The 25,873-nt window shown below is 41.9% G+C and carries 21 protein-coding genes; 16 read left to right on the forward strand and 5 right to left on the reverse strand.

Translation table 11 applies throughout. The features are described 5' to 3' along the window. Positions 1 to 11: 11 nt before the first annotated feature. Complete coding sequence (gene cysB, locus ACO5E4_RS02030; RefSeq protein WP_314953232.1) at positions 12 to 983, forward strand: HTH-type transcriptional regulator CysB; 972 nt, start codon at positions 12 to 14, stop codon at positions 981 to 983. Between the two features lie 43 nt (positions 984 to 1,026). Continuing rightward, positions 1,027 to 1,854 (forward strand): 2,3,4,5-tetrahydropyridine-2,6-dicarboxylate N-succinyltransferase, encoded by an 828-nt coding sequence (gene dapD / locus ACO5E4_RS02035; protein ID WP_485861897.1) that lies wholly within the window; start codon positions 1,027 to 1,029, stop codon positions 1,852 to 1,854. 72 nt (positions 1,855 to 1,926) lie between these two features. On the opposite strand, the gene tehB is transcribed toward dapD, so the two are convergent. Next, the gene (gene tehB, locus ACO5E4_RS02040) at positions 1,927 to 2,787 is read right to left on the reverse strand and encodes an SAM-dependent methyltransferase TehB (protein ID WP_485861898.1); all 861 of its coding nucleotides are present in this window, start codon (positions 2,785 to 2,787) and stop codon (positions 1,927 to 1,929) included. 428 nt (positions 2,788 to 3,215) lie between these two features. Between tehB and aceE the strand changes: the two genes are divergently transcribed. From aceE to ACO5E4_RS02060, 4 genes are all read left to right on the forward strand, one after another. Continuing rightward, on the forward strand, positions 3,216 to 5,873 hold the full coding sequence (gene aceE / locus ACO5E4_RS02045; RefSeq protein ID WP_485861899.1) for a pyruvate dehydrogenase (acetyl-transferring), homodimeric type: 2,658 nt from the start codon (positions 3,216 to 3,218) through the stop codon (positions 5,871 to 5,873). A 72-nt stretch (positions 5,874 to 5,945) separates the two neighbouring features. Continuing rightward, on the forward strand, positions 5,946 to 7,826 hold the full coding sequence (gene aceF, locus ACO5E4_RS02050; RefSeq protein WP_485861900.1) for a pyruvate dehydrogenase complex dihydrolipoyllysine-residue acetyltransferase: 1,881 nt from the start codon (positions 5,946 to 5,948) through the stop codon (positions 7,824 to 7,826). 98 nt (positions 7,827 to 7,924) lie between these two features. Beyond that, positions 7,925 to 9,349 (forward strand): dihydrolipoyl dehydrogenase, encoded by a 1,425-nt coding sequence (gene lpdA / locus ACO5E4_RS02055; RefSeq protein WP_485861901.1) that lies wholly within the window; start codon positions 7,925 to 7,927, stop codon positions 9,347 to 9,349. Positions 9,350 to 9,573: 224 nt separating this feature from the next. Beyond that, positions 9,574 to 10,380: a CatB-related O-acetyltransferase gene (locus ACO5E4_RS02060; protein ID WP_485861902.1), complete on the forward strand. Its 807-nt coding sequence runs from the start codon at positions 9,574 to 9,576 to the stop codon at positions 10,378 to 10,380. 75 nt (positions 10,381 to 10,455) lie between these two features. On the opposite strand, the gene ACO5E4_RS02065 is transcribed toward ACO5E4_RS02060, so the two are convergent. After that, positions 10,456 to 11,058 carry an aminotransferase class IV family protein gene (locus ACO5E4_RS02065; protein WP_485861903.1) on the reverse strand — a complete coding sequence of 201 codons (603 nt, stop codon included), beginning with the start codon at positions 11,056 to 11,058 and terminating at the stop codon, positions 10,456 to 10,458. A gap of 2 nt (positions 11,059 to 11,060) precedes the next feature. Further along, entirely contained in the window at positions 11,061 to 12,053 is a 993-nt protein-coding gene (locus ACO5E4_RS02070; protein WP_485861904.1) for an aminodeoxychorismate synthase component I, read from the reverse strand. A 94-nt stretch (positions 12,054 to 12,147) separates the two neighbouring features. Between ACO5E4_RS02070 and ACO5E4_RS02075 the strand changes: the two genes are divergently transcribed. From ACO5E4_RS02075 to ACO5E4_RS02120, 10 genes are all read left to right on the forward strand, one after another. Continuing rightward, positions 12,148 to 12,714 (forward strand): anthranilate synthase component II, encoded by a 567-nt coding sequence (locus ACO5E4_RS02075; protein WP_485861905.1) that lies wholly within the window; start codon positions 12,148 to 12,150, stop codon positions 12,712 to 12,714. Positions 12,715 to 12,866: 152 nt separating this feature from the next. Continuing rightward, entirely contained in the window at positions 12,867 to 13,811 is a 945-nt protein-coding gene (locus tag ACO5E4_RS02080; protein WP_485861906.1) for a 2-hydroxyacid dehydrogenase, read from the forward strand. An 87-nt stretch (positions 13,812 to 13,898) separates the two neighbouring features. Next, positions 13,899 to 15,845 carry a TonB-dependent receptor plug domain-containing protein gene (locus tag ACO5E4_RS02085; RefSeq protein WP_485861907.1) on the forward strand — a complete coding sequence of 649 codons (1,947 nt, stop codon included), beginning with the start codon at positions 13,899 to 13,901 and terminating at the stop codon, positions 15,843 to 15,845. A gap of 66 nt (positions 15,846 to 15,911) precedes the next feature. Then, on the forward strand, positions 15,912 to 16,718 hold the full coding sequence (locus ACO5E4_RS02090; protein ID WP_485861908.1) for a substrate-binding domain-containing protein: 807 nt from the start codon (positions 15,912 to 15,914) through the stop codon (positions 16,716 to 16,718). Between the two features lie 392 nt (positions 16,719 to 17,110). Then, entirely contained in the window at positions 17,111 to 18,088 is a 978-nt protein-coding gene (locus tag ACO5E4_RS02095; RefSeq protein ID WP_485861909.1) for a FecCD family ABC transporter permease, read from the forward strand. A 4-nt stretch (positions 18,089 to 18,092) separates the two neighbouring features. After that, entirely contained in the window at positions 18,093 to 18,839 is a 747-nt protein-coding gene (locus ACO5E4_RS02100) for an ABC transporter ATP-binding protein (RefSeq protein ID WP_485861910.1), read from the forward strand. A gap of 189 nt (positions 18,840 to 19,028) precedes the next feature. After that, positions 19,029 to 20,099, forward strand: a complete 1,071-nt coding sequence (locus ACO5E4_RS02105; protein WP_454905052.1) for an ABC transporter ATP-binding protein — start codon at positions 19,029 to 19,031, stop codon at positions 20,097 to 20,099. Next, positions 20,096 to 20,965 carry an ABC transporter permease gene (locus ACO5E4_RS02110; protein WP_485861911.1) on the forward strand — a complete coding sequence of 290 codons (870 nt, stop codon included), beginning with the start codon at positions 20,096 to 20,098 and terminating at the stop codon, positions 20,963 to 20,965. The genes ACO5E4_RS02105 and ACO5E4_RS02110 overlap by 4 nt, the downstream gene beginning before the upstream one ends. Beyond that, positions 20,962 to 21,813, forward strand: coding sequence for an ABC transporter permease (locus tag ACO5E4_RS02115; RefSeq protein ID WP_485861912.1), 852 nt, complete (start codon positions 20,962 to 20,964; stop codon positions 21,811 to 21,813). Before ACO5E4_RS02110 ends, ACO5E4_RS02115 begins: the two co-directional genes overlap by 4 nt. A gap of 19 nt (positions 21,814 to 21,832) precedes the next feature. Then, positions 21,833 to 22,924: an extracellular solute-binding protein gene (locus ACO5E4_RS02120; protein ID WP_485861913.1), complete on the forward strand. Its 1,092-nt coding sequence runs from the start codon at positions 21,833 to 21,835 to the stop codon at positions 22,922 to 22,924. 125 nt (positions 22,925 to 23,049) lie between these two features. Here ACO5E4_RS02120 and uvrC read toward each other — a convergent pair whose 3' ends face one another. Then, the gene (gene uvrC, locus ACO5E4_RS02125; protein ID WP_485862071.1) at positions 23,050 to 24,879 is read right to left on the reverse strand and encodes an excinuclease ABC subunit UvrC; all 1,830 of its coding nucleotides are present in this window, start codon (positions 24,877 to 24,879) and stop codon (positions 23,050 to 23,052) included. Between the two features lie 219 nt (positions 24,880 to 25,098). Continuing rightward, positions 25,099 to 25,872 (reverse strand): 3-deoxy-manno-octulosonate cytidylyltransferase, encoded by a 774-nt coding sequence (kdsB, locus tag ACO5E4_RS02130; RefSeq protein ID WP_485861914.1) that lies wholly within the window; start codon positions 25,870 to 25,872, stop codon positions 25,099 to 25,101. Position 25,873: the final 1 nt, after the last annotated feature.

Here is a 25,873-nt window from a genome sequence, read left to right on the forward strand (position 1 = left end):
AAGGAGAATTTATGAAATTTCAACAGCTTCGCTATATTGTTGAAGTCGCTAATCAAAATATGAATATCACGGAAGCCGCGCATGTTCTGTTCACATCGCAACCGGGGATTAGTAAACAGGTACGCTTATTGGAAAATGAGCTAGGCGTAGAAATTTTTGAACGTAATGGTAAGCACATCAAAGGATTAACGCCACCAGGGAAAAAGATTGTGGCGATTTCTCGTGAGATTATGATGAAAATGCAAGGCATTCGTTCTGTGGCTGATGAATATACCAAGCCTGAGCAGGGAGTATTACGTATTGCAACGACAAACACGCAAGCGCGTTATATGTTGCCAGCGGTAGTAGAAAAATTTTCTAAGCGTTATCCTAAGGTAAGTTTGCATATTCATCAGGGTTCACCTACCCAAATTTATGATGCATTGATGTCTGATGAAGTGGATTTAGCCATTACTACCGAAGCGCAATATCTCTTTGATGATGTGGTCTTGTTACCGTGTTATTTATGGAATCGCTCAGTGATTGTGAAGCCTGATCATCCTTTAGCTCAATGTGAACATCTTACAATTGAAGAGTTGGGGAAATATCCTTTAATTACCTATACCTTTGGTTTTACCGGCGCTTCTGATTTAGATTATGCTTTTAATAGTGCGGGTATTCTGCCAAATATTGTGTTTACTGCAACGGATGCGGATATTATCAAAACCTATGTACGTATGGGCTTGGGTGTAGGGATCATGGCTGCTATGGCACATACATCGGCAGATAAGGATTTGGTGGCTATCAAAGCAGATCATTTATTCCGTCCGAGTATGACACAAATTGCATTTAAGAATGGTGCATTTTTACGAAATTATATGTATGACTTTATTAATTATTTTTCACCGCACTTGACTCGTACTAATGTCGAAAAAGCTGAAGCATTGCATGATAATAGCGACGTGAAAAAGTTATTTAGTAATGTCACCTTAGAAGTATTGTAATACTAACTCATTTATTTTTCTTAACATTGATATAGGAAGCAAGATGTCAAATTTACAACAAATTATTGAAAATGCCTTTGAAAAAAGAACGGAAATTACTCCCAACACCGTTGATGCACAAACCCGTGCAGCTATTGAAGAAGTGATTGAAGGCTTAGACTGTGGTAAATATCGTGTGGCAGAAAAAATTGATGGAGAATGGGTCACTCACCAATGGTTGAAGAAAGCGGTATTGCTCTCTTTCCGTATCAATGACAATCACATTATTGATGGTGCAGAAACCAAATACTACGACAAAGTGGCCTTAAAATTTGCCGATTACACGGAAGAACGTTTCCAACAAGAAGGTTTCCGTGTAGTGCCTTCCGCCACTGTGCGTAAAGGGGCATACATTGCTAAAAACACAGTTTTAATGCCATCTTATGTGAATATTGGTGCATATGTGGGCGAAGGAACGATGGTGGATACTTGGGCAACAGTCGGCTCTTGCGCACAAATCGGTAAAAACGTGCACTTGTCCGGTGGCGTAGGGATCGGTGGCGTGTTAGAACCATTACAAGCCAACCCAACCATTATCGGCGATAACTGCTTTATCGGCGCACGTTCTGAAGTGGTAGAAGGGGTGATCGTTGAAGACGGTTGTGTGATCTCCATGGGCGTATTTATTGGTCAATCTACCAAAATTTACGATCGTGAAACCGGTGAAATTCATTATGGTCGCGTACCGGCTGGTTCTGTCGTTGTTTCCGGTAGCCTTCCGTCAAATTGCGGTAAATACAGCCTTTACTGTGCTGTTATCGTGAAAAAAGTGGATGCTAAAACGCTAGGAAAAGTCGGCATCAACGAGTTATTGCGTTCTATTGAAGAATGATTAAAAACGCAATAAAAAAAGACCGCACTTTATATCGCAAAGTGCGGTCTTTTTCTTTTCTAAATCGGCAAACTATTTCTTTCTTGCCAACATGGTTACAAATTTCATTTTATAGCGATTGCCGTTTTCATCGGTTTTGTGCAGTTCACCCATGTTTTCGTTGTATTCCAAGAATTCCCAATCTTTGTAGTATTCTTTCAATTCATTTTCACCAAATGTGAAAGAGAAGGGGACCGGGCAAGGCACTTCCGGTGTGGACATGGCGGCCACGATTAAATTGTAACCACCCGGATTGGTGTGGTTTTGCATGTTTTCAAGAATTGCCGGTACGCGAGTACGATCGAGGAACATAAAGACCACAGTCGACAAAATAAAATCATAGTTTTCTTGAATGTTTGCATCGTTGATATTGTAAAGTGCGGTCTGAATTTTCAGATTTTCTTTCTCTTTAGTCTCGTTTAAAAATTGGAGACTGTTTTCATTGTGATCCCAAGCGGTAACATCATAACCGAGTAAGCTTAAATAGAGGGAGTTACGGCCTTGTCCACAACCTAAATCCAGCACTTTACAAGGTTTGATGATTTTAGCGGCATCGATCACATCACCGTGGGTAGCAGTCATATTGTATTTCTTGCTGAAGTAGTCTTCCTTGGTGCAATAAAATTCAAGGAAACATTCCAAATCATCGGAAAGGGCTTCAACACGGTGCCATTGTTGCGGTTCAACAAAAGGGGTTTCATCTTGTGGCGTGAAAATGTGTTCGCTCACAATATCGCCATTTTCTGTGAGGACATAAAATTTAAGTTTGCCTTTTAGTACGGTGAGTTTTCCCCAAGTGCCGACTTTCGTGTTGTGTTTTTCTTGAAACATTTTTGGCAAGCTGTCTTTGGTCCAAACCGGCATTTTTTTATAGCAAATAAGTTCGTTTTGCATTTTTTTCTCCAAATTTTTAGGGTGTTAATAGTTGAGTTTAATGGTAGGTTAATTGTGTGAAATACGCAATATTTAATTCTTTTTCAAACGAAGATATGATAAAAATCAATCATTTTAGAAAGTGCGGTTGTTTTTTTTAAGGATTTTTTGGACACTACAACTTTTAATATATTAATTTATATAACGATAATTTTAAACTGCACAAATATGGGGTATTTTCAGGCGAGGAGAGAAAAATTACTATCATTTTTTCAAAAAATCTAATAACATTTATATCATTTGTTAAAAATTTGTAATTTATATTTTTATACAAATTTATCTAGTAACTTTGACAAATTAAACTATTTTTAGTTATCAATTCGTTGTTTAATTGCTACCAAAAGTAGCGTTAAACGTACTTCTAACTTAACAAAAATAAGGAAAAAACTATGTCAGAATTGTTAAAAAATGACGTAGACCCGATCGAAACTAACGATTGGTTGGCAGCAATTGATTCGTTAATTCGTGAGGAAGGCATTGAGCGCGCTCAGTTCATTATCGATCAAGTTATGCAACAAGCTCGCGCTGGTGGCGTTTCTTTACCAAGTGGGATCACAACCGATTATGTGAATACCATTCCTGTTTCCGAACAACCGGCTTATCCGGGTAATTTAGAGGTTGAACGTCGCATTCGTTCTTATGTTCGTTGGAATGCTGTGATGATGGTATTACGCGGACAGAAAAAAGACCTTGATTTAGGTGGCCACTTATCCACTTTCCAATCTGCGGCAACCATGTATGAAGTCGGTTTTAACCATTTCTTCAAAGCGGCAACAGAGAAAAACGGCGGTGACTTAGTCTTCTTCCAAGGCCATGCGGCGCCGGGGATGTATGCTCGTGCTTTCCTAGAAGGACGTTTAACAGAAGAGCAATTAGACAACTTCCGTCAAGAAGTACATGGCAAAGGTTTGTCTTCTTACCCTCACCCGAAATTAATGCCGGATTTCTGGCAATTCTCCACTGTTTCTATGGGTTTAGGCCCGGTGAACGCCATTTATCAAGCCCGTTTCTTAAAATACTTACAAAATCGTGGTTTGAAAGACACTGCTGATCAAAAAGTGTATGCCTTCTTAGGCGATGGTGAGATGGATGAAATTGAATCTAAAGGTGCATTAACTTTCGCCGCACGCGAACATTTAGATAACCTCATTTTCGTCATTTCTTGTAACTTACAACGCTTAGACGGCCCGGTAAACGGTAACGGTAAAATCGTTCAAGAATTAGAAGGTTTATTTGTGGGCGCCGGTTGGGACGTAATCAAAGTTATGTGGGGTAGCCGTTGGGATAAATTATTTGCCAAAGACACCACAGGTAAACTTACCCAATTAATGATGGAAGTGGTTGATGGTGACTACTTAACCTTCAAATCTAAAGACGGTGCTTACGTACGTGAACACTTCTTCGGTCGTTACCCAGAAACAGCTGCATTAGTTGCTGATATGACTGATGATGAAATTTGGGCGTTACAACGTGGCGGTCATGATCCGCTTAAAGTGTTTGCTGCATTCAAGAAAGCACAAAATGCCGGTAAACCGGTTGTTATCTTAGTGCAATCAGTAAAAGGCTATAAAATTGCTGAAGCAGAAAGTAAAAATACTGCACACCAATCCAAAAAAATGTCTGCTGAGAGTATCAAAGCTTACCGCGACTACTTCCACATTCCAGTGAAAGATGAAGATTTGGAAAGCTTGCCATATGTCACCTTCCCAGAAGGTTCCGAAGAGTACAAATACTTGCATGAACATCGTAAAGCCTTGCAAGGTTATGTACCTGCACGTCACCCGAAATTTACCGTAGACTTCAAAGCGCCTGAGCTTTCAGAATTCTCTGCGTTGTTAGAAGCGCAACCGCGTCCGATTTCAACCACAATGGCATTTGTTCGTTTCTTAAACACTTTATTAAAAGATAAGGAAGTGGGCAAACATATCGTTCCAATCGTGGCAGACGAAGCACGTACTTTCGGTATGGAAGGATTATTCCGTCAAATCGGTATTTACAACCCGCATGGTCAAAATTATGTCCCATCCGACCGCGATTTAGTAGCTTACTACCGTGAAGCGAAAGATGGCCAAGTCTTACAAGAAGGGATCAACGAATTAGGTGCAACCTCTTCTTGGTTAGCAGCAGCAACGTCTTATTCTGTAAGCAATATGCCGATGATTCCATTCTTCATCTATTACTCTATGTTCGGTTTCCAACGTGTGGGTGACTTGATGTGGGCAGCAGGTGACCAATTGGCACGCGGTTTCATGATCGGTGGTACGTCAGGCCGTACAACATTAAATGGTGAAGGTTTACAACACGAAGATGGCCACAGCCACATTCAATCTTTAACGATTCCGAACTGTGTGTCTTATGACCCGGCATTCGCTTATGAAGTCGCGGTTATCATGCAAGACGGTATTAACCGTATGTATGGTGAAAAACAAGAAGATGTGTTCTATTACATCACCACGTTAAATGAAATTTACGATCAACCGGCGATGCCAAAAGGTGCGGAAGAAGGTATCCGTAAAGGCTTATATAAATTTGAACACGTACAAGGAAAAGGTAAAGGCGAAGTGCAATTACTTGGTTCCGGTGCGATCTTGCGTCATGTACGTGAAGCAGCTCAAATCTTGGCGAACGACTACGGCATTAGCTCTGATGTTTATAGTGCGCCATCCTTCACTGAAGCGGCTCGCGAAGGAGCGGATGCGGTTCGTTGGAATATGTTACACCCAACCGAAACCCCACGCGTGCCATACGTTGCTCAAGTGATGAACGACAAGCCTGCCGTTGCAGCAACTGACTACATGAAGCTTTTTGCTGAACAGATTCGCGCTTATGTACCGGCTAAACATTATCATGTGTTGGGTACGGATGGTTTCGGTCGTTCCGATAGCCGTGCGAACTTGCGTGACCACTTTGAGGTAGATGCACATCACGTTGTGGTTGCCGCATTACATGTGTTGGCACAAGAAGGCACGGTTGACAAGAAAGTGGTTGCCGAAGCAATCGCAAAATACGGTATCGATCCTGAAAGATTGAATCCGTTATACGCATAAAAAATAACGAAAAAAACGACCGCACTTGATGAAAGTGCGGTTGGTTTTCCAAACGTTTAAAAGGTAAAAAAAATGGCTAAACAAATTCAAATTCCGGATATCGGTAGTGATGAAGTTACCGTTACCGAAGTGATGGTAAAAGTTGGAGATACGATTACTGCGGATCAATCCATCATCAATGTTGAAGGTGATAAAGCTTCGATGGAAGTGCCGGCACCTGAAGCGGGCGTGGTTAAAGAAGTGTTAGTGAAAGTGGGAGATAAAGTGACCACCGGCACGCCTATGTTGGTATTAGACAGCGCTGACGCAGCACCTGCACAAGCCGCTCAACCAGCCGCAGCACCTGTCGCTGCACTGGCGACTGCACAAGTGGTTGATGTGAATGTACCGGATATCGGTTCTGATGAAGTCAACGTTACCGATGTTATGGTCAAAGTAGGCGACCGTGTTGAAGTGGATCAATCCATTATTAACGTTGAAGGCGATAAAGCGTCTATGGAAGTGCCAGCGCCTGTTGCCGGTATCGTGAAAGAAATCATCATTAAAGCAGGCGATAAAGTGTCCACCGGCACATTGATTATGCGTTTTGAAGTTGCCGGCAGTGCGTCTGCTTCAGCACCAGCGGTCTCTGCGCCAACTGCTGCACCTGCCGCACCGGTTGCCGGTGGTGTGAAGGATGTGAATGTTCCGGATATTGGTGGTGACGAAGTGAATGTCACTGAAATTATGGTAAAAGTAGGCGATAGCATCACAGAAGAGCAGTCATTAATTACCGTTGAAGGTGACAAAGCTTCGATGGAAGTGCCAGCACCGTTTGCCGGTGTCGTTAAAGAAATTTTAGTGAAAGCAGGCGACAAAGTGTCAACCGGTTCTTTGATTATGCGCTTTGAAGTCGCTGGTGCCGCTCCGGCTATTGCCGCTGCACCACAAGCGACTGCACCTGCACAGGTAGCTGCGCCAGCTGCCGCACCTTCTGCACCGGCAGTAACAGCATCTGATGCTGATGTCACTTCAGCGAAAAGTTTTGCACACGCCACACCGGTGATTCGCCGTCTTGCCCGTGAATTCGGTGTTAACTTAGATAAAGTGAAGGGTACCGGACGTAAAGGTCGTATCTTAAAAGAAGACGTTCAAGCTTATGTAAAAGCAGCAGTGAAAGCGTTAGAAAGTGGTTCCTCAGTAACTACTGGTGCTGCAAATGGCGCAGGTTTAGGCTTGTTACCATGGCCGAAAGTTGATTTCAGCAAATTTGGTGAAATCGAAGAAGTGGAATTAAGCCGTATCAATAAGATTTCCGGTGCGAACTTACATCGTAACTGGGTTATGATTCCACACGTTACTCATTTCGATAAAGCAGATATCACCGAGTTAGAAGCTTTCCGTAAAGAACAAAATACCTTAGCGGAAAAACAAAAACTTGGCGTGAAAATCACACCGGTTGTATTCATTATGAAAGCGGTTGCTAAAGCATTAGAAGCGTTCCCACGTTTCAACAGTTCTATCACTGAAGATGCGCAGCGCTTAATCTTGAAAAAATACATCAACATTGGTGTGGCAGTAGATACACCAAATGGTTTGGTTGTACCGGTATTCAAAGATGTGAATAAAAAAGGCATTATCGAGCTTTCCCGTGAATTGGCAGAAGTTTCTAAGAAAGCTCGTGACGGTAAATTAACGGCATCCGATATGCAAGGCGGTTGTTTCACAATCTCCAGTATCGGAGGTTTGGGTACAACTCACTTTGCGCCAATCGTGAATGCGCCGGAAGTGGCGATTTTAGGTGTATCCAAATCTTCAATGGAACCTGTATGGAATGGTAAAGATTTTGCCCCACGCTTAATTCTTCCGATTTCCTTGTCATTCGATCACCGTGTTATTGACGGTGCCGACGGTGCACGCTTCATTAGCTACATCGGTTCTGTGTTGGCAGATTTACGTCGTTTAATTATGTAATTTATTGTGCCTCTCTCAAGTGAGAGAGGCATTTTAAACTATTGAGCGCTTGATTGATGAAGTGCGGTCATAAAAAATCGCATTTTTAAGGAGACAAAATGAGTAAAGAAGTGAAAACCCAAGTCGTTGTGCTTGGTGCAGGCCCGGCAGGTTATTCAGCTGCATTCCGTTGTGCTGACTTGGGCTTAGAAACAGTCATCGTTGAACGTTATTCTACTTTAGGTGGCGTTTGTTTAAACGTAGGTTGTATTCCGTCTAAAGCCTTATTACACGTTGCAAAAATTATTGAAGAAGCCAAACACGTTGAACATCACGGCGTTGTTTTTGCTGAACCAACGATTGATTTAGATAAAATTCGTGCCGGTAAAGAAGGTGTGGTTTCCCGCTTAACCGGTGGTTTAGCCGGTATGGCAAAAATGCGTAAAGTGCAAGTGGTACAAGGCGAAGCAAAATTTGCTGATTCCCACACTTTAGCAGTGACCGATAAAGACGGTAATGTCACTAACGTGAAATTTGATAATGCGATTATTGCCGCGGGTTCTCGTCCAATTGAATTGCCATTTATTCCACACCACGATCCGCGTGTTTGGGATTCTACGGATGCGCTTGCATTGCGTGAAGTGCCAAAAGAATTTTTGATCATGGGCGGTGGTATCATTGGTTTGGAAATGGGTACTGTTTACCAAGCGTTAGGGTCTAAAGTTGATGTAGTTGAAATGTTTGACCAAGTGATTCCTGCAGCAGACAAAGATATCGTTAAAATCTTCACTAAGCGTATTGAGCAAAAATTCAATTTAATGCTTGAAACCAAAGTGACTGCCGTAGAAGCAAAAGAAGACGGCATCTATGTATCTATGGAAGGCAAAGCAGGCAGCATCACAAAACGTTATGATGCCGTATTAGTAGCTATTGGTCGTACACCGAACGGTAAATTGCTTGATGCAGAAAAAGCCGGAGTGAACGTTGATGAACGCGGTTTCATTCGTACCGACAAACAAATGCGTACTAATGTTTCTCACATTTTTGCTATCGGTGATATCGTTGGTCAACCAATGTTAGCCCATAAAGGTGTTCATGAAGGTCACGTGGCTGCTGAAGTGATTGCAGGTAAAAAACACTATTTCGATCCGAAAGTGATTCCTTCTATTGCCTATACCGAGCCTGAAGTGGCATGGGTGGGTAAAACCGAGAAAGAATGTAAAGCGGAAGGCTTGAACTATGAAGTGGCAAACTTCCCGTGGGCTGCTTCCGGTCGTGCTATTGCTTCTGACTGTGCCGACGGTATGACAAAACTGATTTTCGATAAAGACACTCATCGCGTATTAGGTGGTGCTATTGTAGGGACCAACGCAGGTGAATTGTTAGGTGAAATCGGTTTGGCTATCGAAATGGGTTGTGATGCGGAAGACATCGCGTTGACCATCCATGCTCACCCAACATTACACGAATCTGTCGGTTTAGCCGCCGAAGTATTCGAAGGTTCAGTTACCGACTTACCAAATCCAAAAGCGAAGAAAAAATAATTTGCTTGATTAAACATAAAAGCCTTTCTGTTTAGGAAGGCTTTTATATAGGAGTAATTAATTGCCGGTAGCAATGATTGGTAAAGATATTATTTAGTTTGTCTTTTATCATTGATATTGTCTTTCTCTCTTTTCCGCTTTTATTGTAGTGCTCATTTTGAACATATTTTAAATTATTACAATGGAGCTTACCAAATAAAGCAATTTATTCAAATAGACTATTTATGCCAGTAACTTTATATAAATTTACAGAAGAATGTAAGCATACACATTCATTTCATTGGACAAAAAAACACTCGGAATTTTGTCTAGATAATAAAATTTATCTTTCACATAAAGGAGAAAAAATTTATAAGGAAAAGAAATTTCTTATAACCAAAGGGACAAAGATTGAAATTGAAGATAATGTTATTGTAGAGCAATATTCAACAATGCCAGTCAGAAACTTTTCTAGTGTAGGAGCATTTTCTCTTCCAACCTGTCACTTTACATGTAATGTAAAAATTGGAAGATTTTGTAGTATTGCCTCTAATGTAAAAATCATGGCAGGAAGTCATCCATTAAATCGATTTACAACTCATATGCTTACTTATAATGGAGAGTTCGATAAATTTGCATTAAGTGAATTTGGATGTGATTGGGTATTAAACCCTATAAAAACTATCCCAGAACCTCCAATTATTGGTAATGATGTTTGGATTGCTGAGGATGTGGTTTTAAAGGGCGGAATAACTATAGGCGATGGCGCAGTGATAGCTTCGAATTCAGTTGTCACAAAAGATGTACCACCTTATGCAATTGTTGGAGGAATTCCTGCCAAGATTATTAGATATAGATTTAGCCATGATGTGATTGATGAGTTGCTCAGAATTAAATGGTGGAATTACAACTATGTTGATTTACCTGATAATAGCAAATGTGACGATATTGATTATTTTCTTAATCAGATGAATATTATGATTTCCTCTGGTGAAATAAAAGAGCGTACATATAAAAATTTTAATTTATCTGAGATATTTCTTTCTCTTTAATATCATAATATAAATGTTCTTGAGCTTGTCTTAAGTATTAACCTACTTTATTCAGTGTGCATTGAAAAATGCTCACTATTGTTCTATTCCTTTTCCTCCTTCATTCAACGCATTGATCAACCTGATTTCTTCAAACAAACTCAAATCCGTGGCTAAAATCGACCGCACTTTTATACGACCTTGGGCTAATAATGTCGCCCGTTGGGTGCCCTCAAGGAGTGGCGTGTCGGGCGTGAACCATTGTGTGCCCTGGCGGAAAATAAGGTTGCCGATAGTGCAATCGGTGACATGCCCGTTTTTGATGATCATGATTTCATCGCAATCGCTTTTTTGCGCGAGTAATTCGTTTAATAAGGTGCGGTCAGCGTATTTCAAGCCGTAGTCAATGTGGTCGCAGATAACCGGTTTAAAGGTGCGATAATGTTTGCGTTGATAAGGAAAATAACGGCATTGAATTTGCTCGGCATTGTAATCGATTCGGCAACGAATTAGCGGTTCGGTAGCCAGTTCGAGCGGGACACGAATATGTTCGGCAAGCTGAAAAATGCGAGGAAAAACGACCGCACTTTGTTTGCCATAAAACGCCTGTAAACTGCGTTCGTAGCGTTGTTGATGGAGTGCGATATTGCAGATCTTGCCTTGTTCGATGGCAAGGGTTTCAAATAAAGGAAATTCCATGGTTAAGCCCTCTGTAACGGCACATACACTTTTTGAATCAATTCTTGATATTCTTCTTGTGCATCACTTTGAATGGTAATGCCCCCACCACTGCGGAAAACAAAGCCTTTTTCTGTGTCTTCAATAAAACGAATTGCCACCGCACTTTGTAATTTTTCACCGTCAAAAATACCGAATATGCCGGTGTAATAGCCGCGAGGTTGTTTTTCGGCCTGTTGAATAATTTGTACGGTTTTTTCTTTTGGGGCGCCACTGATCGATCCGGCGGGTAACAGTTTGGCAAGAAGAGAACCGATTTCTTTCTGCCAGTTTTCCGTCAATTCACCACGAATTTCGGAACTGGTTTGCAAAATGGCACCGCGTTCTGTTTGGATTTCTTCCACATAACGAAAGCGCATCACGTGAATATTTTCTGCCACTGTGGCTAAGTCATTGCGCATTAAATCCACGATGGTGTAATGTTCCCGCTGTTCTTTTTGATTGTTGAGCAAGGCGGCTTGGGCATAGGGAAGTGTTGCATCAATCGTGCCTTTCATCGGATAAGTAAAAATCTGGTTGTCGTATAAATTGACAAAACATTCCGGTGAAAAACACACGAATTGATCTTTGAACAACAACTTGTATTTTGCCTGACTGTATTGGAAGAGTTGACGCAGTGAATAATGGGTTTCAATTAGCGTTGGATAGGTCAGATTTAGCAAATAGGAATTACCGAAGCGCTGTTCCTGTTGTACCAAATCAAAGCCTTTTTGATAGGCGGCAAAATCCATTGGCTGTTTATGTAAATGAAAAGGTGGCATCGGCGATATTTTATGCTGCGATGCTTCCTGCCAATTCACGTTGGTATAATCAGGAAATTGGACGAAAATCCCTTGTTCAGCCATTTGATTTAACGGGCACAATATCGGTTTTTGTTGCTCAAAATCGATTAAAAAGAAGAAGGGGGTTTTTGTTTCGCCAAATTGGTTCGTTTGTTGAATAAAATCTTGCCACATAACATTATCTCGTGAAAAAACGGCGAAAATTTTAGCTTAAATCGCCATAAAATTATATACTTCACCGCCTATTTAGCCCTTTGAGAAAGATGTTATGTCACTACTGATCATCAATAATCACGATTCTTTCACGTTCAATTTAGTGGATCTCATCCGCCGGTTGAAGGTGCCATTTCAAGTAGTCAATGTGGAAGAATTGGATTTAGATGCCGTAGGCGATTTTTCTCATTTATTGATTTCTCCCGGCCCGGATGTGCCGCGCGCTTATCCGCAATTATTTGAGTTGCTGGCACGTCATCAGCACAGTAAATCCATTTTGGGCGTGTGTTTAGGGCATCAAATGTTATGTGAATTTTTTGGCGCAGAATTACACAATCTCCCGTCCCCACGTCATGGACAAGCCAAGCAGTTGCAGTGTGTGGCGGAATCCCTTCTCTTTAAAAATATGCCGCAGGCCTTTCAAATAGGCTTATATCATTCTTGGACAGTAAGTGAGCAGAATTTCCCAAGTGCATTACAAATCACTGCCCGTTGTGATGACAACATCATTATGGCCATGCAGCATAAAACGTTGCCGATTTACGGGGTGCAATTTCACCCAGAATCCTATATTTCGGAATATGGTGAGCAAATTTTGCGAAATTGGTTGCTGGACTCTTAAGAATCGCCATCAAAGTGCGGTGCTTTTTCGCTGCATTTTTTAGATCGGGATCACACAAACCACAAAAATCCTTTCTCTCCCTTGTTTTTGCGCAAGGACTCCTTTAGGGTTAGACGATATATTCAAACGTTGTGAAACTAAAGGAGTTTTTGATGAACATTGTTTTTCTCGATCGTACCAGTATTCCCGCAAGCCATGATATTCCACGCCCAAGCTTTCCACACACTTGGACGGAATATGACCGCACTTTGCCGGAGGAAACCTTTGAACGCACCAAAGACGCCGATATTGTGGTGACCAACAAAGTGGTGTTTGACCGAGAATTATTAAGCCGCTTACCGAAATTAAAACTCATCGCCATTACGGCGACCGGTACCAACAACATTGATTTAGACGCTGCGAAAGACCTCGGCATTGCCGTAAAAAATGTGCCCGGTTATTCCAGTGTGGCCGTGCCGGAGCATGTATTGGGCATGATTTTCTCATTAAAACATAGCCTTATTGGGTATCATCGCGATCAAGTGACCTCTGATCGTTGGGCCACCTGCGGACAGTTCTGCTATACCGATTATCCGATTACCGATGTGCGTGGCGCGACGTTAGGTGTATTTGGTAAAGGTTGCTTAGGCACAGAAGTGGGGCGTTTGGCGCAATTATTGGGCATGAACGTGCTGTATGCGGAACACAAAGGTGCAGGCCACATTCGTGAAGGCTACACTGCGTTTGAAACCGTATTGAAACAAGCGGATATTGTTACGCTGCATTGCCCGTTAACCGATACTACCAAAAACCTCATTAATGCGGATACCTTAGCATTAATGAAACCAACGGCTTATCTCATCAATACCGGGCGAGGCCCATTGGTGGATGAAGCAGCATTGTTAGAGGCGCTAGAAAACGGCAAAATTGCCGGGGCAGCGTTAGACGTGTTGGTAAAAGAGCCACCGGAAAAGGACAACCCGCTCATTCAAGCGGCAAAACGTTTGCCGAATTTATTAATCACGCCGCATATTGCATGGGCGAGTGATTCCGCGGTGACCACTTTAGTGAATAAAGTCGCACAAAATATCGAAGATTTTGTGGCGCACGGTAAGTAATTTTCGCTTCCTGTGCTATGATGTGGCGCCTGAAAAAGGGCTCCATTTTTTGTGGCAAATTTCGTCTTTCACATTGGAAAATTTAGAATGAAGAAGAATCTTATTACGACAGCAATGTTATTCAGTTTACCGGCGCTTGCCTTTGCCGCTGAACAAGCAAAAACCGAATTAAAACCTATCAGCGTTTATTCTGCGTACGCCACACCGGTGAACCAAGATCAAACCGCTTCATCTGTTACGGTTCTCACTGAAAAAGATTTTGCTGAGCGCAACGCGACTTATGTGAGCGATATGTTGAAAACCGTGCCGGGAGTGGCAATGGGAGTCAGTGGTGGACGCGGTGCGATAACAAGCCTTTTCCTACGTGGCGCAAATTCAAAACATACTGCGGTCATTATTGACGGCATTCGTGTTAATCCGGCTGATACTAACTTTGATTTCGGTGGTTTAGCGTTAAGTAACATTGAACAAATCGAAGTGTTACGTGGCGAGCAATCTGCACTTTGGGGCAGTGATGCCATGGGTGGCGTGGTTTATATCACCACCAAAAGCGGATTATATAAAGACAAAGAATTTAACGTTGATTTCGACTTAGGTGCAGGTTCACACCGCACCCGTGATGGCTCTGTCACCCTTTCCGGTCAACATCACGGTCTTTACTATGCTCTTCATGGTGATAGTCATCGTACGCAAGGGATCTCTGCGCGTAGCGAACGCGTATTTAATTATACGAGCGTATCCGGCGCAAAAAGTACAAACGTGCCGGCGACTGAAAAGGATGGCTTCCACCGTGATAACGTGTCTATGCGTTTAGGTTTTGATGATGGTCAAAAAGGCGTTGATTTCCTGGCTTCACATTCATCTCAAACGGTTCATTTTGATAATAGTGCAGAGCACGAAAGAAAATTTGATGACAATACCCGTATACGCGAAACTCGCTATAAATTAAGCGGTTATTTTGGTAATGCAGAAGATTTATTCGTGCATAAAGCGGCGGTAAGTCAGGTTAAAACCGATGCTGATACTGCACAATATAGCAGTTGGACTTCTGCTGTTGGTAAAACAGAATACGACAGCAAAAAGTTGAATACGAACTATCAACTTGATATTAACTTCGACCGTGAAGGTGAAGTCAAACAAGCCGTCAGCGTATTAGCGGATTACCAAAATACGAAATATGTTGCTTCCGCTTACAATTTTGCTGAGAAAAAATTAACTGAGAAAAGTGTTGCCGCAGAGTACCGTTTATTTACTGAAGCGGACCACAGCCTTTCTGTTAGCGGTCGTTATACTGACAACAGCGTATTTGAAAATGCTTTCACCGCACGTCTTGCCGGTGCTTATCGCTTCTCACCAAATGTAAAAGCACACGCTAGTTTGGGTAAAGCTATTCACAATCCGACCATGTCCGAATATTACGGTTGGGGTGGCACTTGGTTAGCTAACCCGAACTTGAAAGCAGAAAAAAGCTTGGGGGGCGAATTTGGTGTTTTACTTGAAACCGATGATAAGCGTCATAGCTTGGATACGACCTATTTTGCCCGTAATGTAGATAATTTCTTAAGTGATGAAAATTCTCTTACCGGCAATTACATGAATCCAACAAATCGTGCAGTAAACCGTGATGGTAAAACCAAAATTAAAGGCGTAGAGATTGTGTATAACGGAAAATTCACTGATAGCTTTTCAGGTTATGCAAACTACACTTACACCTATATTAAATCTGAAAATGATCAATATGGTTCAAACTATGTTCGCCGTCCGAAACACACAGGAAACCTAGGGTTAGCTTATCAAATCACGGAAAAATTAGGTTCTGATGTCAATGTGTCTTATGTGGGTAAACGTCTTGATTCCGGCGATTTCAAAATGCCTTCATACACCTTGGCGAATCTCGGCGTAAACTATCAACTCACGTCAAATCTCAACATCTATGCGAATTTAAACAACGTATTTAATAAAAAATACGAAAACGTCCTTGGCTATGGTCAAGACGGACGTCATGTTTATGTTGGCTTGAGAGGATCGTTCTAATCGTAAGGCGGGCTTTGATTCGCCGAATTTTTTAATCATGGCGGGCTGAAAACCCGCCTTCGTTATATGAAAAAAACATCCGTTATTTTCACCGCACTTTTTCTTTCCTTTTCTTCACACGCTGAGGAATTTGTTTCGCTCACCTTGTGTAGCGATCGACTGCTTGCGGAAATTGCCCGTCCGGAACAAATCGCGGCAATGTCGCCTTATTCTCAAAATCCGCGCATGATGCTGGATAAAATTAATCGAGATAAACCTATCCTTGAGCCGCAACTTACTGCATTGTTGCCTTATTTGGATAAAACCCTGTTGATTAATGAAACCTTTTATCCGCAATTGGTCGCCGATTTAAAACGCCTTGGCGTAAAAATTGTACCGATTAATGACAGCCCACAAACCGCTGAAGAATTATTTAAACTCCTGTTGCAACTCGGGAAAATCACCGGTAATGAACCCCATGCGGAACAGTTGGTGGCAAAATTAAAATCACAAAAGACCAAACTGAATGTGCCCTTGACTGATACACTAATGTTATCGGAAACCGGCGTAGTAGAGCCCATTTTCCCGCAATATAACGTGCTATTAACATTGCTTGGTTTAACACCATTAAAAGACCCATTGACCCCGCAAAATTTTTCATTGGAAAAAGTGTTGCTTGCTCAACCTAATGGGTTAATCGAAATCACTGACCAACAAAGCTATAACGAACAGGCAGAATTGCTTGACCATCCGCTGTTAAAAAAATACTTTGAAAATCGACCGCACTTTCGTATTCCGATGAAATATACTTATTGCTTTGATCATGGCGTGTGGCTGGGGGCGGAGAGGGTTTATCAACAATCAATGTCATGGAACTCGACAAGTCTCCCTTGAATGCGATAAATCTCCCCTAACCCCTCTTTACTAAAGAGGGGAATTTCGTTATTAAATTAACCCCAGATGGCATATTTACTGTTTTTATGTATGAATGATTAAAATAAAACATCAGAATGATAAATTATCGATACAATAGTCCCCCCTTTAGTAAAGATGGGCATTTCATTATTAACCATAGATGGCATATTTACTCTTTTTATGTATGAATGATTAAAATAAAACATCAGAATGATAAATTATCGATACAATAGTCCCCCTCTTTAGTAAAGAGGGGCTAGGGGAGATTTGTTAAATTAAAGAGGAGATTTGTTAAATCTAAGGAAGAAATTTGATAACACTAAAACGAAGGACATACCCAATGATATTTGGATGACACAGGAAATAGCCCATTGACAAAAACACAAAAATTAAATACCGCACTTTTTTCATTCTTGCTGTTGATAACAGGCATCGCCCTTTATCATCAACTCGGCGATTTTGCCCATCTTAAAAATGCAGATGGGATGCTGACTGATATGCGTTCGCTTGTGCTGTGGGATGTTCGTGTACCGCGTATTGGTTTAGCGATTTTAACCGGTGCCAGTCTTGCCCTTGCGGGCAATGCCATGCAGGGTATTTTTCAAAATCCATTGGCAAGCCCGGGTTTGCTCGGCAGTAGCGCCGGGGCAACTGCTGCCAGTGTGCTTATTCTTTATTATTTTTCTGTGCCATTTACGGTATTGCTGTTCGGCGGTGTTGCGGGGGCATTAGCGAGTTTTTTATTGGTGTATGCCATTGCCAAAAATCATGGCACGACCATGATGCTCCTCAGTGGTTTGGCGGTGAATATGTTGCTTGGCGCCGCTATTGCGTTGTTGTTATCTAACGCTGAAAGCCCTTGGGCATTGGCGGAGCTTTATCGCTGGTTACAAGGTTCATTAGTGTGGGCGAAGCTTGACACTTTGGTGATTTCACTGCTGATTGTTCTGTTTGGTTTAGTTTGTTTATATCGCGAACGTCGTTATGTGGATTTACTCAGTTTCGGTGAGGAGACCGCCGGCACCATGGGGATCGATCTGAAACGCAGCTTTTTTATCACCACCTTTGGCGTTGCGTTGCTCGTCGGCGCAACCATTCCACAAACGGGTGCCATCGGTTTTATCGGCTTAATCGCACCGCACTTTGCACGAATTTTATTGAAGCAACGCCCATCACAACTTTACATAACAAGTGCCTTATTTGGGGCTTTATTGCTGCTCATTGCGGATCTTTGTGTGCAATATGTGCCGTTTTTCTCTCACATTTACATCGGCACACTCACGGCAATGATTGGTGCACCATGTTTGATTTGGATTTTATTGACGGAACAACGCAGATTGGCAAGGTAACTTTATGATTAAAATCGAGAATCTCTCCCAACCTTACGGCTTAAAAGACATTAACTGTACTATTTCAAAGGGCAAATTGGTCGGCATTATGGGCGCTAACGGTGCGGGTAAATCGACGTTGCTGAAAACCATTGCCAGTATTTTGCCTATCAAAAGCGGTGAAATTTGGTTCGACAATCACAAATTAACCACAATGACCGCTGAACAAAAAAGCCAACAGTTAGCTTACCTTGCACAAAATACCGAGATTCACTGGGATTTATCTGTGTATGATGTTATTGCGTTGGGGTTACCGAATCCGCTTAATCGAGCCAAAGAACAAGAAAAAGTACGGTCGATTTCAGAAACGTTTTCCGTTTCACATTTATTAGAAAAATCCTTTCGGCAACTTTCCGGCGGTGAAAAAGCCCGTGTACAACTTGCCCGTTGTTGTATCAAAAATGCTCCTTTATTGCTTGCTGACGAACCCATTGCCGCCCTCGATCCGTTTTATCAAATCGATATGATGGAACAACTGAAATCTCTTACGCCCAGCCACACCTGCGTGGTCGCAATCCATCATCTTTCTTTAGCCTATAAATTCTGCGACGAAGTGATTTTATTGAATCAAGGACAAATCATCGCTAACGGTGAAACAACAGGTGTATTAACTGCCGAGAATTTGGCAAATGCGTTTAGTATTCAGGTAGAAATTGATGAAGTAAAGAAAGAAATTATGCGTGTTGAGAAGTTAAGTGGTGGGCCATACTAAACCGATTACGCGTAATATGCTCTAACTGTAAGTTATCATTATTGTTTTAATAATGTTAATAAATTCAATGGGCAATGTGATCCTTATCACGAATCCAAGATTCTCCCGCCTATTTAATTGACACCCAATTCCTGCAAGTTTATTAATACACTAATAAATTTAAATAAGCCAAGCAGGAAGGATGTCAACATGGCAAAGTTAGAAATTAAAAATATTACAAAAAAATTTGGTGATTTTTACGCGGCGAATAATATTACTTTTACCGCCGAGGAAGGGGAGTTTGTCACCTTATTGGGACCTAGTGGCTGTGGTAAAACCTCGTTGTTGAAACTCATTGCCGGTTTCCATGTGCCGGATGAAGGTGAAATTCTGATCGGCGGAAAAAATGTTAATGATGTTCCGCCGGAAAAACGCAATACTGCCATGTGCTTCCAATCTTATGCCCTTTTCCCTCACCTTAACGTCTCTCACAATATTTGCTATGGTTTAAAACAACGTTCCATCGATATTGAAGAACAAAAACAGCGTTTAAACCTTGCCTTGAAACAAATGGATTTAGAGTTTCATAAACTAAAATTACCAAGCGAGCTTTCCGGTGGACAACAACAACGTGTTGCATTGGCTCGTGCTATGGTAACCCGCCCTGATGTAATTTTATTTGATGAGCCGCTTTCGAATTTAGACGCCAAATTGCGCGAAAGTGTGCGTTTTGAAATTAAACAACTTTCCAAGCAATATAATTTAACCAGTATTTATGTGACGCATGATCAGGCTGAAGCCTTAACCATGTCCGATAAAATTATCGTGCTAAATAAAGGGGCGATTGAGCAAATCGGTTCTCCGCAAGATATTTATCATCACCCGAAAAATCGCTTTGTAGCAGATTTTATCGGTATCGCGAATATCACAGAAGCTAATGTAAAAAATATTGGTGAGAATCTGTATGCGGTCAGTTCTATTTTTGGTGATTTCACCGTGTTTTCTGAGAAAAAGCCGGAATCGGAACGGATTTATATTTGCTTCCGACCGGAAGACATTGAATTGTTACCAAACGCGCAAACGGAAGTGGAAAACCAAATCACGGTGGACATTGTCAACACCGCATTTATGGGCAATATCACAGAAGTGCAAGGTGTTATTAAACGTAATGGCGAAGAGAAAAAATTACGTTTACAACTGACAAAATGCCCGAGTCTGAGCGATAAACTTACTTTTACGATTCCTCGCCATGCGATTACATTCTTGGAGTCTGTAAAATGAAAAACTTCAAAAATGATTTAAAAGCATGGCTCTTGCTGTGTAGTGGCTTAGGTACGATCTTATTTTTAATGGGATCCACATTCTACATTGTAGTTTCGCAGAGCCTCGGCTTATACAGCATGAGTGGTGAAGAAAGCCGATTTAGTTTGGAATATTGGAAAGCGGTATTAAATAGCCCTGTATTTCAAAATTCGTATATTTATTCCGTAAAAGTGTCCCTATTAGGCGCGATTTTATCCATCATAGTGGCTTATCCTATTGCTATGTGGTTGCGTAAAAAATTACCTGCCAAGGTAACGATCATCACCATCTTACGGGCGCCTATGTTGGTACCGGGTTTGGTTGCTGCCTTTTTGTTTGTCAATATGATTTCTTATCACGGCATTCTTAATGAAGTATTCGTTTATTTAGGCATTTGGAACGAACCGAAAACCCTACAAAATGACGAATTTGGCTGGGGGGTAGTGATTTTACAAATGTGGAAAAACATTCCTTTTGCTTTAATTCTTATTGGGGGCGCGGTCAATTCGTTGAAAACCGATTTATTAGATGCTGCTGCAAATTTAGGTTCAAGCCCTTGGCAACGTTTTCGTTATGTGATCTTTCCGCTGACCTTAGGTGCGGTGCAAGTTTCCTTTATTTTGATCTTTATTGGCGCATTGGGCGATTTTGCCTTTTATAGCATCGCCGGTCCGCGTAGCACTTATTCTTTAGCGCGTTTAATGCAAATGTCCGCCTATGAATTTGAAGAGTGGAATCAAAGTGCGGTCATGGCGTTAACCATTATGCTGACCTCTGCCTTTTTCACCATTTTAGTGTCATTACTGATTAAACCATTAGCTGTCAAACGTGGAGAAGTAAAATGAGTCGTTCCGCACAAATTACAACGAAAAATGGTCGATTAATCGCACGTATTTCTTTAATTTTCTTTATTCTTGCCAATTTTATTTGGTTGTTTTTGCCATTTTTAATGGCGGGGCTTTGGTCATTAGTGGATCCGGCAAAGCCTTGGAGCTATCCGGATATTTTCCCACAATCGTTATCTTTTGAACGTTGGAAAATCGTATGGGAAACCACGTCTTTGCCGGAGGCCATGTTTAACAGTTATACCATTGCGCCTACAGTTTCGCTGATCACGATTTTACTTTCTCTGCCAACTGCCTATGCTTTTGGGCGTATGGAATTTAGAGGTAAAAAATTAGCGGAATTATTAACACTGATTCCGTTGGTTATTCCCGGTATGATTATTGCGTTGTTTTTCAGCCGTATGTTATTGGATTTAAATATTAATAATCCGTTTATTGGTATTGTTATTGGCCACGTCGTACTTACCTTACCTTACGCTATTCGCATTTTATCTGCCGGTTTTTCTTCCGTGCCACAAGACCTCATTGATGCCAGTCGTGACTTGGGGGCATCTAAATTTACCGTATTCAAAGATGTATATATGCCGATGTTAAAACCAAGTTTTTTGGCATCGATTATTTTCTGTTTGGTGAAAAGTATCGAAGAATTTGCTATTGCTTTCGTTATCGGTTCACCGGATTTCATCACCGTACCAACGATTTTGTATTCCTTCCTCGGTTATTCTTTCATTCGTCCGAATGCGGCCGTGGTGTCTATTATCTTGTTGGTGCCGAATATCATTTTAATGATGATTATCGAAAAATTACTGAAAGGGAATTATCTCTCTCAATCCACAGGAAAAGCATAATTTTAACAAGGAGAATCTTATGCAAAAAAATATCCGTAAATTTGTTTCTATTAGTCTCACCGCAGCAGCTTTAGCTGTAAGTACGCTTGCCTCTGCGGCTACAGATTTAACCGGTAAATCTTGGAGTGAAATTGAAGATTTGGCAAAAAAAGAGGGGAAAGTCACCGTAAGTGTATGGTATTTACAACCTCAATTCCGTAATTTTGTCAAAGCGTTTGAAAGCCAGTACGGTATTAAAGTGAAAGTGCCGGAAGGCACACTAGACGGCAATATTAACAAATTAATTGCTGAGAAAAATTTAGACACGGGCAAAATGGATGTTATCGTACTTAATGCGGACAGATTAGGTAACGTGGCGAAAAATGATATTCTTGTCAAACTCAACAATTTACCGAATTTCGATAAACTGAACCATCATTTGCAAGGGGTAGAATTAGGTGATGTAGCAGTAGGTTATTGGGGAAATCAAACGGGTTTGGCGTATGATCCGCTGCGAATTAAAGAAGACGAGTTGCCACAATCTTGGGCTGATATGGAAAGTTATATTGATAAAAATCCGAAAAAATTTGGTTATTCTGATCCAAATGGTGGCAGCTCCGGTAATGCATTTATTCAACGTGCCTTAGTCTATATTAATGGTGACTATGATTATCGTACCGATAAAATTGATGAGGCACAAATTGCTAACTGGAAAAAAACTTGGGACTGGTTTAGCAGTAAAAAAGATGTGTTAATCCGCACCGCTTCCAATGCAGACAGTCTAACTCGCTTAAATGACGGTGAGTTGGTGATTGTTTCCGCATGGCAAGATCACTTGTTTAGTTTGCAAAAACAAGGGGCGATTACTGACCGCTTAAAATTCTATGTACCCAAATTTGGTATGCCAGGGGGCGGTAATGTGGTGACTGTAGCGAAAAATGCGCCAAATCCAGCAGCATCACTTGTTTTTGTTCATTGGATTACGTCACCTGAAATTCAGAAAAAATTAAGTGATGAATTTGGGGTACGCCCACTAGATAGTCAATCTGGCTTGAAAGATACTATTTTCTTCTCAACGCCATGGCGTAAAGCTGAGATGGAGGCTTTTACCAAAGAAGTGATTTCACGCTAAACGGGTAGAACATAGCGGTACGCATTTTGCATGGGTGCCGATTATTTAAAAAGTGCGGTCGGTTTTTTAGATGTTTTTAGGTTTAAAAAAACGTTTGAAAAAATGACCGCACTTTCTATTTAAATCTAATGCTGCAATGTCTCAAAAATCTTTTCTGCCAGCGCTTTTGAAATCCCGGGGACGGAGGCGATTTCATCGAGGGTAGCATTTTTAACGCCTTGTAAGCCGCCGAGGTATTTGAGGAGGGCTTGGCGGCGTTTGGCGCCTACGCCTTCGATGCTTTCTAATCCGCTTTGGGTGAAATGTTGTTGGCGTTTTTTACGGTGTCCGCTGATAGCGTGATTGTGGCTTTCATCGCGGATATGTTGGATTAAATGGAGTGCGAGGCTGTCTGAGGGCAAATGCAATTCTTTATCCCATTTGCTCAAAATCAGGGTTTCTAAGCCGGCTCGACGATCGACGCCTTTGGCCACGCCAATTAAGTGCGGTCGGTTTTTATTCCATTTTACCTTGAGATTTTCAAACACCTGTAACGCACGGTTGAGTTGTCCTTTTCCACCATCGATAAAAATAATGTCGGGGATTTTGTCTTCTTCCAAATCTTTGTCGTAGCGTTTTAACAGTGCCTGTTCCATAGCGGCGTAGTCATCGCCTTTGGTGATGCCGCTGATGTTGAAACGACGGTAATCGGATTTTAGCGGACCGTCTTGATTGAACACCACGCAGGACGCGATGGTTTGTTCGCCCATGGTGTGGCTGATATCAAAACATTCCATGCGTTTGATGGCATCGATGCCGAGTAATTCTTGCAGGGCAGCATAGCGATCATGTTGCAAGGTAGATTGTTTTAACTTGGTCACTAATGCGGCTTTAGCATTCATTTGTGCGAGTTGCAGGTATTTGCTTTTATCACCTTTGGCGTGATCTTGAATGATAACTTTGCGTCCCGCTTGGTCACTTAACAAGGTTTCCAAATCCGCTTTTTCTTCCAGTTTTTGATCCACGATAATGGTGTTCGGAATCGTTCTGCCTTGGTGTGCCTGTAAATAAAATTGCCCAACAAAGGTTTCCGTGAGTTCTGCCAGATTGGTATTGCTTGGTACTTTCGGAAAGTAACTACGATTCCCTAAAATCTTACCCTGACGAATAAACAACACCTGCACGCAAGCTACGCCAAGTTGGTAGGCGATGGCGATAATATCAATGTCATCATGGCGGTCGTTGGCGACAAATTGCTTTTCAATTACCGCGCGCACCGCCTGAATTTGGTCGCGAACCCGTGCTGCCTCTTCAAAATTCAGTTGCTGACTTGCCTGTTCCATTTGTTTGACCAAATGATCCAACACTTGTTGATCTTTGCCCTGTAAGAACAAGCGGGCAAAATTTACCTGCTGCGCATAGGCTTCGTCTGTCACATAACCTTTTACGCAAGGGGCGAGACAACGCCCGATTTGATATTGCAAACAAGGGCGCGAGCGGTTGTTATACACAGAATTTTCACATTGCCGAATAGGGAACAGTTTTTGCAACAAAGACAAGGTTTCACGCACCGCGCCGGCGTTTGGGTAAGGGCCGAAATATTCCCCTTGGATTTTTTTCGCGCCGCGATAAGACGTAATACGAGGATGCGTTTCTTTGGTTAATAAAATATACGGATAGGATTTATCATCCCGTAGCAACACGTTATAACGCGGCTGATAGGTTTTAATGTAATTGTGCTCAAGCAGGAGTGCTTCTGTTTCCGAGGTGGTAATTGTGGTTTCAATATGATGAATTGACGCCACCAATGCTTCGGTTTTTTTGCTGTTTAACTGCTTACGAAAATAACTGGATAAGCGTTTTTTCAGATCTTTCGCCTTGCCCACATAAATCACTGTGTTGCTATCGTCATACATACGATAAACGCCCGGTAAGTGCGGTACGTTAGCGAGGAATTTTTTGGCGTCGAAAGTGATATCAGGCACTGGAAAGATCTCTTTGGATAGCGCACGCTTCCTAGCATGTGCTTGTCATTATGTTTATCGATTTTCGGCACGCGTTAGGAAACGCGCGCCAGCGGTTATTGGGCAGAATTATAAATTGCTTCATTGCATTGAGAAATACATTCTTTTCTCCGTTAATTCCGTCTGTCAAATCTCCCCCGGCCCCTCTTTTCTAAAGAGGGAGCGTTTTTATTAATGCGATTTCTTCGCTAAAATCGACCGCACTTTTTCCAGATCTTCGGCGGTATCCACGCCCACAGCCGGCACTTCTTTGGCAAGTTCTACATGAATCTTTTCGCCGTTCCAAAGCACGCGTAGCTGTTCCAGTTTTTCGATGTGTTCTAGTGCAGTCGGTTGCCATTGCACATAGTGTTTAATGAAACCGGCGCGGTAAGCATAAATCCCAATGTGGCGCAGGTATTGTGTGTTCAGTTGCAATTTTGCTACGTCATCCATTTGCGCGAATTGATCGCGATCCCAAGGAATCACTGCACGGGAGAAATAAAGCACATAGCCGTCTTTGTCTGTTAGCACTTTCACCACGTTGGGATTAAATAATTCCTCAGGCTCGTCGATATTGACCGCAAGGCTTGCCATGTTGACAGGGTATTTCGCGAGATTTTCTGCCACTTGTTTGACGATCACCGGTGGAATCAGGGGTTCATCGCCTTGAATGTTCACGATGATTTCGTTGTCGGGAATCGCCAGTTTTTCCACCACTTCAGCCAAGCGTTCTGTACCGGAGTTGTGGCTTTCTGCCGTCATGCACACTTCTGCACCAAAATTTTTAGCAGCGGTAGCCACTTGTTCATTGTCAGTGGCAATAATAATTCGGCTCGCACCGGATTGTTTGGCTTGTTCAAAAACATGTTGAATCATCGGCTTGCCGGCAATGTCCGCTAAGGGTTTGCCCGGTAAACGGCTGGAGGCGTAACGGGCGGGAATGATTACAGTGAATTGAGTCATG

It is taken from the genome of Aggregatibacter sp., assembly GCF_057314075.1.

Excerpts from the sequence above, each read along its gene's own strand:
- cysB (WP_314953232.1), top strand. The coding sequence starts at position 12 with ATGAAATTTCAACAGCTTCGCTATATTGTTGAAGTCGCTAATCAAAAT.
- dapD (WP_485861897.1), top strand. The coding sequence starts at position 1,027 with ATGTCAAATTTACAACAAATTATTGAAAATGCCTTTGAAAAAAGAACG.
- tehB (WP_485861898.1), bottom strand. The coding sequence starts at position 2,787 with ATGCAAAACGAACTTATTTGCTATAAAAAAATGCCGGTTTGGACCAAA.
- aceE (WP_485861899.1), top strand. The coding sequence starts at position 3,216 with ATGTCAGAATTGTTAAAAAATGACGTAGACCCGATCGAAACTAACGAT.
- aceF (WP_485861900.1), top strand. The coding sequence starts at position 5,946 with ATGGCTAAACAAATTCAAATTCCGGATATCGGTAGTGATGAAGTTACC.
- lpdA (WP_485861901.1), top strand. The coding sequence starts at position 7,925 with ATGAGTAAAGAAGTGAAAACCCAAGTCGTTGTGCTTGGTGCAGGCCCG.
- ACO5E4_RS02060 (WP_485861902.1), top strand. The coding sequence starts at position 9,574 with ATGCCAGTAACTTTATATAAATTTACAGAAGAATGTAAGCATACACAT.
- ACO5E4_RS02065 (WP_485861903.1), bottom strand. The coding sequence starts at position 11,058 with ATGGAATTTCCTTTATTTGAAACCCTTGCCATCGAACAAGGCAAGATC.
- ACO5E4_RS02070 (WP_485861904.1), bottom strand. The coding sequence starts at position 12,053 with ATGTGGCAAGATTTTATTCAACAAACGAACCAATTTGGCGAAACAAAA.
- ACO5E4_RS02075 (WP_485861905.1), top strand. The coding sequence starts at position 12,148 with ATGTCACTACTGATCATCAATAATCACGATTCTTTCACGTTCAATTTA.
- ACO5E4_RS02080 (WP_485861906.1), top strand. The coding sequence starts at position 12,867 with ATGAACATTGTTTTTCTCGATCGTACCAGTATTCCCGCAAGCCATGAT.
- ACO5E4_RS02085 (WP_485861907.1), top strand. The coding sequence starts at position 13,899 with ATGAAGAAGAATCTTATTACGACAGCAATGTTATTCAGTTTACCGGCG.
- ACO5E4_RS02090 (WP_485861908.1), top strand. The coding sequence starts at position 15,912 with ATGAAAAAAACATCCGTTATTTTCACCGCACTTTTTCTTTCCTTTTCT.
- ACO5E4_RS02100 (WP_485861910.1), top strand. The coding sequence starts at position 18,093 with ATGATTAAAATCGAGAATCTCTCCCAACCTTACGGCTTAAAAGACATT.
- ACO5E4_RS02105 (WP_454905052.1), top strand. The coding sequence starts at position 19,029 with ATGGCAAAGTTAGAAATTAAAAATATTACAAAAAAATTTGGTGATTTT.
- ACO5E4_RS02110 (WP_485861911.1), top strand. The coding sequence starts at position 20,096 with ATGAAAAACTTCAAAAATGATTTAAAAGCATGGCTCTTGCTGTGTAGT.
- ACO5E4_RS02115 (WP_485861912.1), top strand. The coding sequence starts at position 20,962 with ATGAGTCGTTCCGCACAAATTACAACGAAAAATGGTCGATTAATCGCA.
- ACO5E4_RS02120 (WP_485861913.1), top strand. The coding sequence starts at position 21,833 with ATGCAAAAAAATATCCGTAAATTTGTTTCTATTAGTCTCACCGCAGCA.
- kdsB (WP_485861914.1), bottom strand. The coding sequence starts at position 25,872 with ATGACTCAATTCACTGTAATCATTCCCGCCCGTTACGCCTCCAGCCGT.